The organism is Pseudomonas sp. P4_B3 (assembly GCF_056402295.1).
In genome coordinates this window covers 1-14,542 of the sequence record NZ_JBFUHR010000006.1, presented here as the reverse complement: position 1 = coordinate 14,542, position 14,542 = coordinate 1, and the positions used below count along the sequence as shown (strand labels likewise).

The following is a 14,542-nucleotide window of genomic DNA, read 5'->3' as shown; positions in this document are numbered from 1 at the left end:
AACCTTATCGACTGCTGGCTTCACTGAGATTGTTTGTGGCCGCTGCGCCGGTACCCAGGACAACGGCAGATGGCAGCAACTGGCTGATCAAGCGGTTCCAGCGGGTCACGCCTGCAGGGCCGACGTAGACAATGTCCTGGGGGTGCAGATCGAAGCGACTGGCGAGAGCAAACGCGGTAGGCGACTCGGCGTCCAGTTGAAAGACTTTTGCCGGCTCGGTTTCAAGGTTCTCGGCACCTCGAATCACGTACAGCGCATTACCATTGGAGGTGGCCTGGTTCAGTCCACCGACCGTTCCGACCGCATCCGCCAGATTCATCCGATTGATTTTGAACGTGAGCGCCCGAGGCTGATTGACCTCGCCCATGACGTAGATCTTTTTCCGGTCGTTGTAGGGCAGGTACAACTGATCGCCGTCTTTCAAATAGACGTTATGCAACAGCGAGCCTTTGCCGTTCAGCGAGTCCAGGTCGAGCGGATACTCACGTCCGTCCCGGGTCAGTGTCAGGCCGGCAAGGTCGGCATTCAATGGATCGACAGTAGCAGTACCCATGGCTTCGACGACACTGAGCGGCGAAGTGGTAATGGGTTGTTGACCGGCTTTTAAAATGGCACCGGAAATAACGACTTTTTGACTGGCAAAGCGCAAAACACTCAAGTCAACCTGGGGGCTGTCGACAAATTGAGTCAGGCGCTCGGCAATAAAACCGCGTAGCTCCTCGATGGTTTTACCAGCAGCATGAATATTGCCGATATAGGGGTAAAACATGGTGCCGTCCGGGCGTACCAGGCGACCGTTCGCATCAATCTGCTGTTGTGCACCCGATGGCGCAGTCAACTCAGGATGGTCCCACACGGTGATGTACAACACATCATTGGCGCCAATCCGGTAAGCACCCGGCTTGTACGCCAGCAGCTCGGCAGGCACCGAGGCTTGCACTTTTGTCGCCGCGTTCTGGGCAATCAGTTTGGGCGTTATCGGAATCAACTCGATCCGAGTGCTTTCCGGTGAGCCTTCACGGCCAACCTGACTGGTATCCAGGTGTTGACCAGGCGAGAACATACAGCCCTGCAGGGCAACACCTGCAAGCACAGCGAGCGACAAACTACGAATCATGATTGAGGACACTTGTGGAGGGAACACATCAGAACGAAACCACCCGGATTGCTCCGGGTGGTAGAAGGCTATCGACCTCGCGGTGCGCTTAGCGTGTACCGGTGGTGCCAGTGGTGCCGGTAGTGCCAGTAGTGCCGCCGCCATTGCTGCTTCCGCCACTGGATGACAGTGCAGCGATTCCGCCTACAATCACGGCGCCGAGGCCGAGCGCAGACTCTGTGGTCAGGTTGCCCACGAGAGGGGTGGGTTGATTCAAAGAAGCGTTTGCTGCGGGTTTTGCAGGTGTGCCTGGAGCAGAAGACCCTGTGGAAGGCTCAGCGGCGAAAACGGAGGCACTCAAAGAAAGCATTAGAGCGGAAGCAAGTAGTTTGGTCATGGTAGATTCCTTTTTGATGCATCATCGGTATTGGCGGTGAAACTGAGAAGCGAGTGTGCAGGGCCAAAAACTCTGAGCGTCCAGTAACGTTAAGGATAGTATCGATTCGAACTCGATGAGAGCGGACCTCTGGGTCATTCCTCAGTGAGTCTTATCTTGCGATCATTGCCTTAAGAATACCTGTGTAGGACGTCTAACAGGCCTGACGATTTATAACGCGCCCGCTGTTTTTAACATTGCTCGGCCACGCTACGAACGTGGCGAAGATATTCAAGAGCGCTTGAGCTTTTCTTTGATGAGTAACCAGGCGAATTTGCTGTTGGTGGTCAAGTAACGCTTCCACATCCTGCCGGGTTCCTGGATAACGCGGTACAGCCATTCCAGCCCGTACGTCTGCATCCATTGCGGCGCGCGTTTTACCTTCCCAGCGACTACATCGAACGTTCCGCCCACCCCCATGACAAAAGTGACACCCAACTGATCGCGCCAGCGGTTGATAAAATTTTCTTTCATCGGCGAGGTGATGGCGACGAACAGCAGCTGCGCACCTGAAGCCCGAACCTTCTCGACCAGTGCGGCTTCGTCGTCCCAGAAATAACCATGGTGATACCCGGCGACTTCGAGCCCAGGGTAAAGCGCCTTTACCTTGCTGGCGGCGGTGGAAACGACGTCGTCCTTGGCGCCTAACAAGAACACCGAAAATTGGTTGGCCGCGCTCATCTCCAGCAACTTATGAAACAGGTCGACACCCGCGACACGTTCAGGCACTGAGTGGCCGAGAAAGCGGGCGCCCAACACCACACCCATACCGTCGATATTAATGATGTCACAAGAACGAACGGATTCGCTCAGCTGAGGGTCGTCGCGCATGTTTACAATCTTGGCGACATTCACTACCACGTGCTGGGTGAAGTGGCCGGCAGCAATTGCGCTACGAATTGTCTCGACGGTGTTGTCCATGGAGGCGACATCCATGGGACAGTCCAAAAATTCAATTCTTTGCATGTTTAATTTCGTAGTCATACTTTGGCCGTGTTGTCTAAATTTGATTGAAGTATCCTAACTATCATGCAGCCTATGATGATTCCCGCTGATGCTGGCTGGTAAGATATTGCGTAAGCAATGAACAAAATAAGTAGGTATGCCAAGAGCGAAAGTTTAATCGGCTTTGGTACTAGGGATAGTAGGGATAATGTAATTGATGTGATGTACAGTATTCCGAGAAGTCCGTATTTTGCGAAAAATGTAATGTAGGCGCTGTCAACGAAATTGTTTCTGGTGTCTAGTGATCTGTATTCAAACCATGTTATATCGAATGAAGTGCCAAAGCCGCTTCCAAATATATAATTATATGATTTAAAAGAGGATATGACGTCTAAGGCTGGTCCATACCTAGTCGCGAATTGCTGTAGCAATCCATTTGCAGTGAGTCCTTCAGCTACCCTTGCGGCACCGAAATATTCAGCCAAGTATATAAATATCAGTGCGGAGATGGCCAAAATTATTACGATAGGGATGAGTTTTTTTGGGCTTTTGGCTGCAGCTAAGGCGGCTGCAATAATCGTCGCGAAGGCGAGTATTCTATACCCTGACAAAATGACTGAAAGTAATGAGGCGATGATTGCGAGGGTCTGTCTCGGATTAAAAGCCAGTTTGCGTTCTGGGTGTCTGTGAGTTTTTGTTTTGGAGAAAAAATATATTATGAATAGTGCGGATATATATGTACTTGCATCAAAGTACTTGAAATTGTTTGTCGTGTAATACTCGTCCTCTGATGACATTACTCCTGCGATGGAAAGTGCAAGCCAAACGAGGTTTGTAGCGCCTGCTAGAGTTGCTACGGTGAGGATATTGCGATTTGATAATTGTAGCTTTTGTGATTTGAGCAGTAACGATGCCGCGATTAACTCAAGAGCAAAAATTGCGGGCCTATAATCCCGCAAAAAATATACATCCAGGGAGGTCCCAGAAAAGACAGGGATTACTGAATAAATTGCTATTATTAAAAACGAAATGGTTGCCCATTTGGGGATCTTTATAGCGTTGGCTTTAGTGGCGATGCCACTGATACTTGTCGAAATCAATACTCCGAAGAAGAAATAGTCGTAAGAGTAGAGTCCGTATTGATAAAAATATATGGAAAAAGAGTTTGAAAATGGCAAGCAGGCAATTAACATCAGAAAAGATAATAGGCCTTTTTCCCTCAGAAGGCCTAGGCATAAAAATAGAAGAGACAGAACGATGTAAGTCATTGTAAGGCTGATCCAAGTGCTTTTAATATTTTTCTTTCTTCTGTTTCCCAAGAGTACTTGTCTATCAGTTTATTGAAATGTGATTGGTTTTCTCGGTTGTTAAGTAGCTCATGACATTTTTTACTGATTTCTGTAGCGCTGGTTTCTTTAATCAATTCTCCTATGTTGTTTAATTGTATGATCTTTCTTGAAAGAGGAGAATTGGTAGTTAATAGGAGCGTGCGGCAGAAAATTGCGTCAAAGATTTTATTTGGGCTATTGAGCCTGTTGTTGAGTGAGTCTCGCTTGTAAAAAGCAAATGTTATTTTGGATTCACTCATTATTTTCTTGAGCTGGCTATTGGACATGGATCCTGTAAAGTCAATGCATGAGGTAATTTCTAAGTCGCGACTCAATTGCATTAGTTCTTGGATGTAAAGGGCATTTCCCCCACCCGCTATTATTAGTCTGATATTCGGTGTAGATGCTTTTAGCAGGGCAAATGCTCGAATAATCTTATCAATTTCTCTGCCTGGATATACGCCACCACAGTAGCTTAAAATGGTCGGCTGACTTTTGGCCTGCTCTGGTAAAATATGCACTTGGCTATTGGTATTGTAGGTATAGGTGATTTTTTCTTTTTTTACTTTTAGTAACCGTCGAAGAAATTTTACTCTGAACTCATCTGTCGTGAACGATTTTAGGCTGTTGTTGATGGTCTTCTTCTCTAAGAAGTACCAGATAGGGCGATATTTCTTGCTGTAGGGGAAGTAATCTAGTCCGCAAAAAATCTCAAGTGTTTCGTAGATGTACTCAATGGATTTAAATTTTTTAAATACAGTCGCGATCAAGCCTGGTATTGGGTTAACTGCATAAATTAATTGTGGAGGTGTTTTGTTAATCCAGTGGCAAAGTTTCAATATTCCGGTTACAGAATTAAATATTTTCAAAAGCTTGTGTTTAGCGCTTACAGCTATCACTTTGTGTGGTTCAGTTGATGAGTAGTGCTTGGCTGTAATTCCGGCAATTATTACTTTTTCATATTGTTTTTCAAGTGTGCTCTTTATTAAGGCGATTTTCGGGGTTGTTTCAATTCCAACCCCGAAGTATAGGATTACTGCAGTTCCAGAACGCTTTTTGTTATCCATGAGTTTATGTCTTTTAAGAAAGTGTTGGCAACGGTGGTCTGCTTTTTAACATCGCTAAGCAGTTGTTGAGAAAGCTCATCCTGATTATTGAGGCCGATTAAGGTCTTCTCAATAATGTCATCTGGATTCAGTCCGTCACTGTAAAGGGTGCCTTGAGGTAATAAGTTATGGATGTTTTTCAGTTTGGGCTCTATGCCAACTACTACGCTCGGTAGTCCAACTTGTGCGGGTAGCAAAACCCCGTGGGCTCGAGTGCTGACTAATATGTCGAACTCTTGTTGTAATTTTTTTATGAAGGTGCCTGGTGTGCACTTCTGAGGGTCCCAGACTAGCCATTCAAAATCAGGGACTTTATCTATAATGGAGCGGTCATGCTCGTGATATAGTGAAATCAGCTTAATTGTATGGCCTCGTGAAGCAAGTTGGCGTGCTGCTTCAATCGTATTTTTTAATACATTCTCGCCGTGCTGATTTAATTTCCAATCGCGTAATATGACTCCAATAGAGTTACTTTTTTCTCTCACTGGTTTTGACGTCTCAGTATTCCAGTGGTCAAGTAGAAAGGTCGGATCGGTATAGAGAGCAGATGTGTGGAGAAGTTTTTCGAGTATTTCGAGGCTTACACTGTCCCGTACGGATCTGAAATCACAGTTAACAAGTGGGCTTATGGCTTGTTCTATTTGGGCGGGGGAGGAAGTCTCAAACGGGCCCACGCCTAAACAGACGGCTGCGCTTCTTTTGTATAAAGGGCGACTTTTCTTTAGCGCTCGCAATGCGAATATCTTCAAGATTTCAAATTGAGTTAGGCCTTGTTTTCTAACTTCTAGATATTTTTGGATAAAAGGCTTTTTGGTCTTGTTTCCATTGAATTCAAAAAACTGTCCTCCGCCACCAAAAAAAAGAAAATCTGTCTTGATGGGGGCTGATATCGGCACATAATTGCATTTATACTTATTTAGATAGCCAACGTTATTAGGGTGTTTGACTCCTACTGATATATTTTCTTCTTTAAAGTGTCGGCGCAAAATGTTAATGCACACCTCGAGAAGAACGTCGTCACCCAAATTTCCCGGCCCATAAGCTCCTCGAATATAAGCTTTTAAAGGTTTTTTGTTAAATGGCATAGGTGTATGTTATCCAGGCTATTGGTATTAAGCTGATGTAAAACTTTTTATCAAAGAAACTTTTTGGTACTAAGTTGTGTTTTGCGAGTGCTGGTGTCCAAAGAGCTAGATGTATAACCTGGGATAATAAGAAGGCTTTAGCGACCCCGGTGGCTCCTGCTTCATTGAAAGCTGTAAAGTAAACTAGAGAGAATATTCCCGCCCATATCATGTTGCTTAGAATACTTAGTTTTGCAAGTTCAGCAGCTACCATTTCTCGAGATATTGAGCTCTTGAATGAGGTAAGGATGCTCGCAAGCATAAATAACATTATTGTTTGCTGAAGGTCCCCGTTTCTTACAATCGTATCCGGATAAATCATTGATAATTTATCTGTGGATAATGCAAGAAAAATTGCAATGATTACGGCTGGGTAGTAGGTGATCGAAAAATTTATATTTTTATTGTGTTGAGTGTCTTTCGGGCTGTTGACGAGTAGCAGAAGTAAGTACCCTCCAAAAATCGTGGGCAATATACCTATGGTCATTCTCCACTGATTTGCGGTCGCAAGCAGAAAAGACTCCTGATCTCCAAATCTACTCTGTACATACCCGAGGAGTAACCAAATTACGGGCATGAAAAATAGACCGGTAAAGATGGCTGGGAGAAATGTTATTTTAACAACGTTTACAATTGTTGCAGAACATTTTTCTGGTTCAGTTCGGGTGGGGCTCACAAATAGCCATAGCATAGAGGTGAGAAGAAATGGAGCAGTGTATAAGTAAGAGTTTCCTGAGTATGCTATAAGCGGTAGTAATGTTAATAATAGTAATAGTCCTTGCAGGGTGCCTATCAAAGAGATTAGTTTGAATTTCTTTGATTGGGTTGCTGCGGCTATCTTGAAGCCGCTAGCTCCGTGTGCAATTAGAAGTACTATTGTTAATGCTGCGTTGGTGGGTGAGAGAGAGGACGAGTAATATAGGTACATCGAAACAGGTACAGATATCACTCCAATTAAAGTGATTAAAGTTGCTTTGTATTTTTTGTCACGGGTTATCGTATCTCCATTGTATCTAATGTGGGTGGTGCTAATGGCCTGTTGGAATAGTGTTCCGAAGGCTGAGATGGTCGTGATTATTATTGTCAGGGTCTTAGCGTCTTCAATGGTTGCGTAGTGGGAGGCAAAAGCCCCCGCTACGACCATTGCGCCTTTTGAGAAAAGAAAGTTAATCAGGTTGCTTAAGGCGCTATAGATAATGTTTTTCATTTGTTGACGCAGCCTTTTTTGTCTGCGCGCTCACTCGTCACCATATCCCTTTTGTATCGATTACAAGGGCTCTGTCGAGTCTGTTTTTCTCAATAGCTTTGAATTCTTTGTGGTCCACCAAAAGTAGAATGATGTCTGCTTCGCGGATGGCTTGCTCCTGACTTATTAGTTGTATTTTTTTGCTAAGGGATTCAGGCAGTTTTTCTATGTTTGGCTCTACTGCAAATACAGCGTCCGGATATAGCTCTGATAGATCTTTTGTAATTTCGACAGCTGGACTTTCTCGGAGATCATCAATGTTGGCTTTAAAGGCTAAGCCAAAGCACATGATTTTTGGTTGTTTAAAACGGTCGGCTTCGCGTTTTACCTTTTCAATTACGTACTGTGGTTTTGAATCGTTAACCTCCCTGGCACTTCTTATTAGCTTTGAAGTCTCAGGAGTTTTGCTGACAATGAACCATGGATCAACAGCGATGCAGTGTCCGCCGACTCCTGGCCCGGGTTGCAGGATATCGACCCTTGGGTGGCGGTTGGCCAGGCGGATCAGTTCCCAGACGTTGATATCCAGCTTGTCGCAAATCATCGAGAGTTCGTTGGCGAAGGCGATGTTCACGTCGCGAAAACTGTTCTCGGTGAGTTTGCACATTTCCGCAGTGCGGGCGTTGGTAACGATGCATTCACCCTGGACAAAGACCTTGTAAAGGCTGATGGCCAATTCGGAGCACTTTGGCGTCATACCACCGATAACACGGTCGTTCTGCACCAGCTCGCGCAGCACGTGGCCGGGCAGTACCCGTTCCGGGCAGTGAGCAATGCGGATGTCGGAGCTTTCACCGTGGGTTTGCGGAAAACTCAGGTCTGGACGGGCTTCGGCGAGCCAGGCGGCCATCTGTTCCGTAGCGCCGACCGGGGAGGTCGACTCCAGAATGACCAGGTCTCCTTTCTTCAACACCGGGGCAATGCTTTTACTGGCCGATTCGATGTAGGTCAGGTCCGGTTCATGGTCGCCCTTGAACGGAGTGGGTACGGCAATCAGAAAAGCATCGGCGGGTTCCGGCCGGGTGGTGGCGCGCAGGTAGCCTTCAGTCACGGCGGCATGCACAACCATGTCCAGGTCTGGCTCAACGATATGAATCTGTCCACGGTTGATGATATCAACCGCGTTTTGATTAACGTCGACACCGATCACTTGTTTTTTGCGCGAAGCGAAGACAGCCGCAGTGGGCAAGCCGATATACCCGAGACCAACGACGGAGATGGTTTTGAAAGGCATGGAACGTCCTTGAATGGTGATGTGTAGATACGTTGTTCAAGCGAGCTAACAGCCGAGCAAAGCTACGGCTGTTAAGTAAGGGAGGGGGTTAGCGAGCGAGCAGCGCCTCGATGATGCGCTGGCAGGCTTTACCGTCGCCGTAAGGGTTATGGGCGTAACTCATGGTGCGGTAAGCGACTGTATCGGTGAGCAAGCGGTTCAACTCGCGGGCGATATCCGCGGTTTCGGTGCCGACCAGTTTCACCGTGCCTGCGGCAACGGCCTCTGGCCGTTCTGTGGTATCGCGCATTACCAACACGGGTTTGCCCAGTGACGGCGCTTCCTCCTGGATGCCTCCGGAGTCGGTCAAGATGATGTGCGCACGGCTCATCATGTGGACGAAGGGCAGGTAGTCCAGGGGCTCGATCAGGTAGATGTTGTGAATGCCGGTCAGGAGTCGATTGACCGGCTCGCGCACATTGGGATTGAGGTGCACGGGATAGACGATATCAACCTCTGGATGTTGTTGGGCAACCTCCATCAACGCCTGACAGATGCGTTCGAAGCCGTCACCGAAACTTTCCCGGCGATGGCCGGTAACGAGGATCAGTTTTCGGGCGGGGTCCAGAAAGGCCGCCGGTGCGGAGGCCTGGGCAAGCAGTGCCAGGTCCTGATCGAGACGCTTGACGACATCCAGCAGGGCATCGATCACTGTGTTGCCCGTGACGACGATCGTGGCCGGGTCAACGCCCTCGCGCAGCAGATTGGCTTGTGACGTCTCGGTTGGCGCGAAGTGCAGGTTGGCCAACGCCCCCGTGAGTTTACGATTGCCTTCTTCCGGCCACGGCGAGTAGAGGTTACCCGTGCGCAAACCGGCTTCGACGTGCGCAACCGGAATCTGCTGGTAGTAGGCCGCGAGGCTGGCAGCAAAGGTGGTGGCGGTATCTCCGTGAACCAGCACGATATCGGGTTGGAATTCTGCCAGGACTTTCTTCAGCCCTTGCAGGATCGCGCTGGTGACATCGGTCAGGTCCTGGCCGGGTTTCATGATGTTCAGGTCGAAGTCCGGCTCAATGGAAAACAACCCCAACACTTGGTCGAGCATTTCACGGTGTTGGCCGGTGACGCAGACTTTCGCCTCAAAGCGTTCATCTGCCGCCAGTGCCAACGCAAGTGGAGCCATTTTAATGGCCTCAGGACGGGTACCAAAAATGCATAGGGTCTTCATAGGGCGATCCATTGCTATGTTCGTAGCTGAAGGTGGAGGGATGTTTGGACGGACTAACAAATGTCGCTTCAGATCGATGCTGTATAAAACAACGATGAGCCAACCTTTGTTGATCCAGAGAAATACGCCGAATTAACGGATAACCATCGACGTGAGGTGCCACTTGTTTGATTTTTGCCACGCTACCGCCCCAGGATTAATTGCCAGTCCCTGAGAGCGTCATTATTTATTAATGTGTCTGCATTTTTTTCAGCTGCAGGTAGCAAGGTGGAGTTGATATGGCTACCGCCATGCATTTCTGCTTGACGGTAGCGGGGTACAGATAACAGTTAGTTAACTAAACGTTCTCTGATTTATATTCGTAGTTGTAATAACCATAATCGGCATAGCCATATTTGGCCGAGGCGCGTTTTTCAACACCATTGAAAATGGCGCCTTTCAAATCAATGCCATTTTGTGCAAAGCGGCGAATGGTTAATTCAATTTCACGAACCGGGTTAAGTGCAAAACGCGTCACAATCAAGCTGGTGCCCGACTGGCGGCCGACAATCGCCGCATCCGTCACCGCCAGCAATGGCGGGGTATCCAGAATCACCAGGTCGTACTGGGCGCTGACTTGGTCTAGAAACGCACTGAAGTTCGCGTGCATTAGCAGTTCTGAAGGGTTGGGCGGTATTTGTCCGCGGCCAATAATGTCAAGGTGCTCGAATTCAGTTTTATTGATCGCGGTTGCCAGGTCGCAGCGCTTGACGAGTAAATCTGAAAGCCCGTTTTCAGCGGGCGTTCCGAATACTTTATGCAAATACCCTTTGCGCATATCCACGTCGATCAGCAATACACGCTGGCCGGTCTGAGCGATGACTGCAGCGAGGTTGGCGGAAACGAAGGTTTTACCTACCTTGGGGCTTGGGCCGGAGATCATCAGGCGATTATTGCTGGCTTCGAGCATGGCGAAGTGCAGACTGGTGCGCAGGCTGCGCAATCCTTCTATGGCCAGGTCGGTGGGGTGACTGCTGGCCAGTATGGGGGCGGCGTTGTTTGCGCGGCCTCGGCCACTTCGCAGGGTTTTGCTTTCCTCGCCTTTTTGCAGTGTGCTGAAAGGAATGGATGCGTACACCGGCAACCCCAGCTGTTCAATTTGATCCGGATTTTCCACGCCGCGGTTAAGGGCCCTGCGAAAAAGCACCACTGCAATCGCCAGAAAAGCCCCGAACAGGGTGGCGATGAGAACGATCAGGGGTTTCTTCGGTTTAACGGGCTTTAGCAGATCCACATCGGCGGTATCGATCAAGCGCACGTTGCCCACGGTGCCGGCACGCATTACGTCCAGTTCCTGGGATTTGTTCAGGAGCTGGGTATAAATTTCGGTGCTGACTTTTACATCGCGGGTGAGGCTAAGCAGTTCTTGCTGTGTTGAAGGCAGGCCCTCGACTTTTTTGGCCAAGCCATTCTGCTTGGCTGTCAGCTCGCCCAATTGGCTGAGCAAGGCCCGATAGGCGGGGTGCTGACGGGTAAACTTGCGATCCATTTCCGCTTGCTGCAATTTCAATTCTGAGATGCTGGTATCCAGCGCCACGATCTGATCGAGAATGGCCTTGGCTTCCAGGCTGATATCGATGGATTTGCTGCGAATTTGATACTTGTTCAGGGCGTTTTCGGCTTTTTCCAGGTCTTTACGGACCTGAGGCAGTTGATCTTTAAGAAAATCCAGGCTTTGGGCGGCTTCGGCCGATGTCCGCTCGACATTTTGCCGTACATAGAGCTTGGCGATTTCATTGAGGATTTGAATGGCTTCGGCCGGTTCCTCGCTTTCAAGAGCCAGTCCGATCATGCCGGATTCTTTACCGCGCTCCGATACATCAAGTACCTTTTGGTACTTCAAAATACTGGTCAGGCGTGGGTCACGCACGATGTTGAACGTAGTACCAGGATTCGCCTGCAACACTTCGACCTGCAGTTTAATGCCGTCTTTTTCATAGGCTTGGCCCACTTGGCTTTGGACCAGGACATTGTCGTCTTCATCCAGCAATGTAAAGTGATCGTTTTCGCCAGTGACCAACGTGAGCGTCTTACTCAGGAGTTCTTGTGGGAGATCGAGCTGAAATATTTTCAGGGTTTCGCCACCCCAGGCAAAACTGTTCATGCCAAACCAGGGCGTCGCAACCGTATTAACAGCGTCCGGCTTGAAATGACGAGCAATAAAGTCGCCGATCACCGGAAAACGGTTCGGCTCGACAGTGATATCCAGCGATAGATTGTCGACAACCTTGCCGATGATGGCGCGCGACTTGATTAATTCAATTTCTGTGGCTGAAGGCGACTCTTTGCCCAGCATGCTGTTGATGTCGGAGAATCCGAGCATGTCATTTTTTTTGGCCTCCACCTGTATCAAGGCAGTTGCCTGGTAAACAGGATTGGCCAACACCGCGTACGCCGTGCCAACAGCCATAGAGGCAGCAGTGATCCCGGCAATCAACCATTTATGATCGACCAGTGTTCCGAGTAGGCCCATCAAGTCGATTTCATCATCATCGTCATGTGAGGTTAATGCTGGAGTTTGCTGCATAAGTGGGTTCTTTTTTAACAGATGTTCGAGGAGTGGTTTAGCGTGCGAGACGCCTTGCCCAGGCGGTTACTGCTTCTTCAATCAGCGCGTATGCATGCACAAAAGCAGGTTTGCCTTGACGGTAGGGGTCACTGATTTCGCGGTTGTTCTGCCACTTGCCCAGCAAGAAGACCTTGCCTCGCGCTTCAGGCGCGATCTTGAGAACACGGTCTATGTGGGACTGCTCCATCACCAGGATCAGATCCGATTCGCTGATGGTGGCGGGGGTCAGTTGATTGGCTTTGTGCTCATTTGGCAGATGGCCATGCTCTTCCAGTACGGCCCGGGCGGTGGACTCGATAGGGTGGTCTTGTAGCGCGCCAAGACCCGCGGAGCTGACTTCGATGTCGGACCGGCCCAGTGCATCTCGCAACAAATGTTCTGCAGTGGGGCTTCGGCAAATGTTGCCAATGCAAACGATGAGAATCTTGTTAAACAAGGCAACCTCCCTGGAAATTCCACACTTGCGGTGATGGTGCAATTGGAAAGACTGAAATTCTGTTCTTCTTCAATGGCACTTTTGTGACGGCTTGCAGCTATTGGGTGTGTGCCTCTTTCCGTGAGGAATTGCCGTACTGGATGAAACTGTTCACTGCGAAGACTCTGGTCTGCTGGAATCTCGACTTGGAGCGTGCTTGACAGTTGCTGTGCTAAAAATCATAACTGGCAACCCACGGCAAACTCAACCATTAAATGCCACGGGATTATTAAGTGTGCGCGGAAAAAAAATATCAATATATAAAGTCAGATATTAAATAACATCGCTAACTCTTAAAATAACATTACTGGATCTTATCGGACAAATATTAACATTTTTGACTTTTCTGTGTTGTCCAGTATTGGGCTATGTTAAATAGCGTGAGGTGCAGTTTGATGATAAGTGTAGGGGGATTGCTTTGAGTAAAGCGTTCTCCAGCATTCGTTTATTGCCAATGAATTTCGTGCGTTTTTAAAGGGCACAGTTTCCATGATCGGCCAATTCCGTTTCTCGGGTGCGTTTCCATCCTTGGGAGAAATCCGTCGCAAGGTCGAGGGGAAAACCGCGGAGCTACTTGGCCGCATGGGCGTAGAAGGGGCTGATTGTGTCCATCCATAGTGCTTCGGCAGTTCAAACGACCTTGCCTGAGAGTCTCACGGCTAGCGCCTGGTATTTGGTTCAATGCAAGGCGAACCAGGATGAGCGTGCAGAGATCAATCTGGATAACCAGGGGTATACCTGTTTTCGCCCTACGCACCAGCGCGAACGTGATTTACAGGGGCGCAGGAGGATTGTTCGCGAATCGCTGTTTCCGGGTTACCTGTTTATCCAGCTAGGCTCAGGTGAGAGCTGGGCGCCTTTGCGTTCTACCCGCGGTGTATTGCGAATTGTCAGTTTTGGAGGCAAGCCGCTGCCCGTAGGTGATGACTTGATCGCCCGACTTCATGAGCACGATAGCGGAGCCCCTGTGGAGGCTCGGTTTGCCTGTGGCGAGAAGGTGCGTATCAATGAGGGGCCTTTTGTCGATGTGGAAGCGATCTTCCTGGCGATGGAGGGAGAGCAGCGTGTGTTGCTCCTGATGACGCTGCTGCAGCGTGAGCAAAGAATCAGCATCCCCCTGGTTGATATCAGTAAGCATTGACACGGCGCGTTGCTCCCGGCCAGCCAATCAACCAGCAGATACCATTCTGGCAACAAGGTCAGTTGCTCTCGTCTTCGCTCCCCCCCCCAGTAGGCATTAAGCTTTTTTCGCAGCGCCGGGAAGGTAGCGGTCTCAGTCAGGACCGCATCTTTACGGCGTCGCTGACGTTCCAGCTCGCGAACAGGTTTATGTCTTCACGCGATTGCCCGGTATCCTTTTTTTGGTTCTTCACGCAATCCCGGGAAACTGTAGGAGCCAGCTTGCTGGCGATGGACTCAAGTACGCCGCGTTTATCCGGTTCGCACGCGTTATCGTTATCGACCATCGCTGGCAAGCCAGCTCCTACAACAGACCGCGTCCTGGTCGAAAATGAAGTGACTTCCCGGGGGAACTGTAGGAGCCGGCTTGCCGGCGATGGACTCAAGGACGCCGCATTTATCCGGTTTACTCGCGTTATCGTTAACGACCTTCGCTGGCAAGCCAGCTCCTACAAGACCGCGTCCTGGTTGAAAATGAAGTGACTTCCCGGGGARCTGTAGGAGTCGGCTTGCCGGCGATGGACTCAAGTACGCCGCGTTTATCCGGTTCACACGACG

The 14,542-nt window shown here is 49.1% G+C and carries 12 protein-coding genes; 1 reads left to right on the top strand and 11 read right to left on the bottom strand.

Annotation, left to right across the window (positions count from 1 at the left end):
• Nucleotides 1-4: 4 nt before the first annotated feature.
• The 11 genes from AC1DWG_RS07900 to AC1DWG_RS07850 all read right to left on the bottom strand — a co-directional run bounded on the left by AC1DWG_RS07900 (nt 5) and on the right by AC1DWG_RS07850 (nt 12,766).
• Nucleotides 5-1,117, bottom strand: coding sequence for a polysaccharide biosynthesis/export family protein (locus AC1DWG_RS07900; RefSeq protein ID WP_477787589.1), 1,113 nt, complete (start codon nt 1,115-1,117; stop codon nt 5-7).
• Nucleotides 1,118-1,205: 88 nt separating this feature from the next.
• The gene (locus AC1DWG_RS07895; RefSeq protein WP_477787588.1) at nt 1,206-1,493 is read right to left on the bottom strand and encodes a hypothetical protein; all 288 of its coding nucleotides are present in this window, start codon (nt 1,491-1,493) and stop codon (nt 1,206-1,208) included.
• A 270-nt stretch (nt 1,494-1,763) separates the two neighbouring features.
• Nucleotides 1,764-2,453 (bottom strand): WecB/TagA/CpsF family glycosyltransferase, encoded by a 690-nt coding sequence (locus tag AC1DWG_RS07890; RefSeq protein WP_477787587.1) that lies wholly within the window; start codon nt 2,451-2,453, stop codon nt 1,764-1,766.
• Between the two features lie 59 nt (nt 2,454-2,512).
• Nucleotides 2,513-3,745, bottom strand: coding sequence for a DUF6369 family protein (locus AC1DWG_RS07885; RefSeq protein WP_477787586.1), 1,233 nt, complete (start codon nt 3,743-3,745; stop codon nt 2,513-2,515).
• On the bottom strand, nt 3,742-4,872 hold the full coding sequence (locus AC1DWG_RS07880) for a glycosyltransferase (RefSeq protein WP_477787585.1): 1,131 nt from the start codon (nt 4,870-4,872) through the stop codon (nt 3,742-3,744). Before AC1DWG_RS07880 ends, AC1DWG_RS07885 begins: the two co-directional genes overlap by 4 nt.
• Nucleotides 4,839-5,996 carry a polysaccharide pyruvyl transferase family protein gene (locus AC1DWG_RS07875; protein ID WP_477787584.1) on the bottom strand — a complete coding sequence of 386 codons (1,158 nt, stop codon included), beginning with the start codon at nt 5,994-5,996 and terminating at the stop codon, nt 4,839-4,841. Before AC1DWG_RS07875 ends, AC1DWG_RS07880 begins: the two co-directional genes overlap by 34 nt.
• Nucleotides 5,986-7,242: an MATE family efflux transporter gene (locus AC1DWG_RS07870; protein ID WP_477787583.1), complete on the bottom strand. Its 1,257-nt coding sequence runs from the start codon at nt 7,240-7,242 to the stop codon at nt 5,986-5,988. Before AC1DWG_RS07870 ends, AC1DWG_RS07875 begins: the two co-directional genes overlap by 11 nt.
• A gap of 37 nt (nt 7,243-7,279) precedes the next feature.
• Nucleotides 7,280-8,515, bottom strand: a complete 1,236-nt coding sequence (gene wecC, locus AC1DWG_RS07865; protein ID WP_477787582.1) for a UDP-N-acetyl-D-mannosamine dehydrogenase — start codon at nt 8,513-8,515, stop codon at nt 7,280-7,282.
• A gap of 88 nt (nt 8,516-8,603) precedes the next feature.
• On the bottom strand, nt 8,604-9,722 hold the full coding sequence (gene wecB, locus AC1DWG_RS07860; RefSeq protein ID WP_477787581.1) for a non-hydrolyzing UDP-N-acetylglucosamine 2-epimerase: 1,119 nt from the start codon (nt 9,720-9,722) through the stop codon (nt 8,604-8,606).
• Between the two features lie 337 nt (nt 9,723-10,059).
• Nucleotides 10,060-12,288, bottom strand: a complete 2,229-nt coding sequence (locus AC1DWG_RS07855; protein WP_477787580.1) for a polysaccharide biosynthesis tyrosine autokinase — start codon at nt 12,286-12,288, stop codon at nt 10,060-10,062.
• Between the two features lie 37 nt (nt 12,289-12,325).
• Nucleotides 12,326-12,766, bottom strand: coding sequence for a low molecular weight protein-tyrosine-phosphatase (locus AC1DWG_RS07850; protein WP_477787579.1), 441 nt, complete (start codon nt 12,764-12,766; stop codon nt 12,326-12,328).
• Nucleotides 12,767-13,415: 649 nt separating this feature from the next.
• On the opposite strand from AC1DWG_RS07850, the gene rfaH reads away from it, so the two are divergent.
• Nucleotides 13,416-13,946, top strand: a complete 531-nt coding sequence (gene rfaH / locus AC1DWG_RS07845; RefSeq protein WP_477787662.1) for a transcription/translation regulatory transformer protein RfaH — start codon at nt 13,416-13,418, stop codon at nt 13,944-13,946.
• Nucleotides 13,947-14,542: the final 596 nt, after the last annotated feature.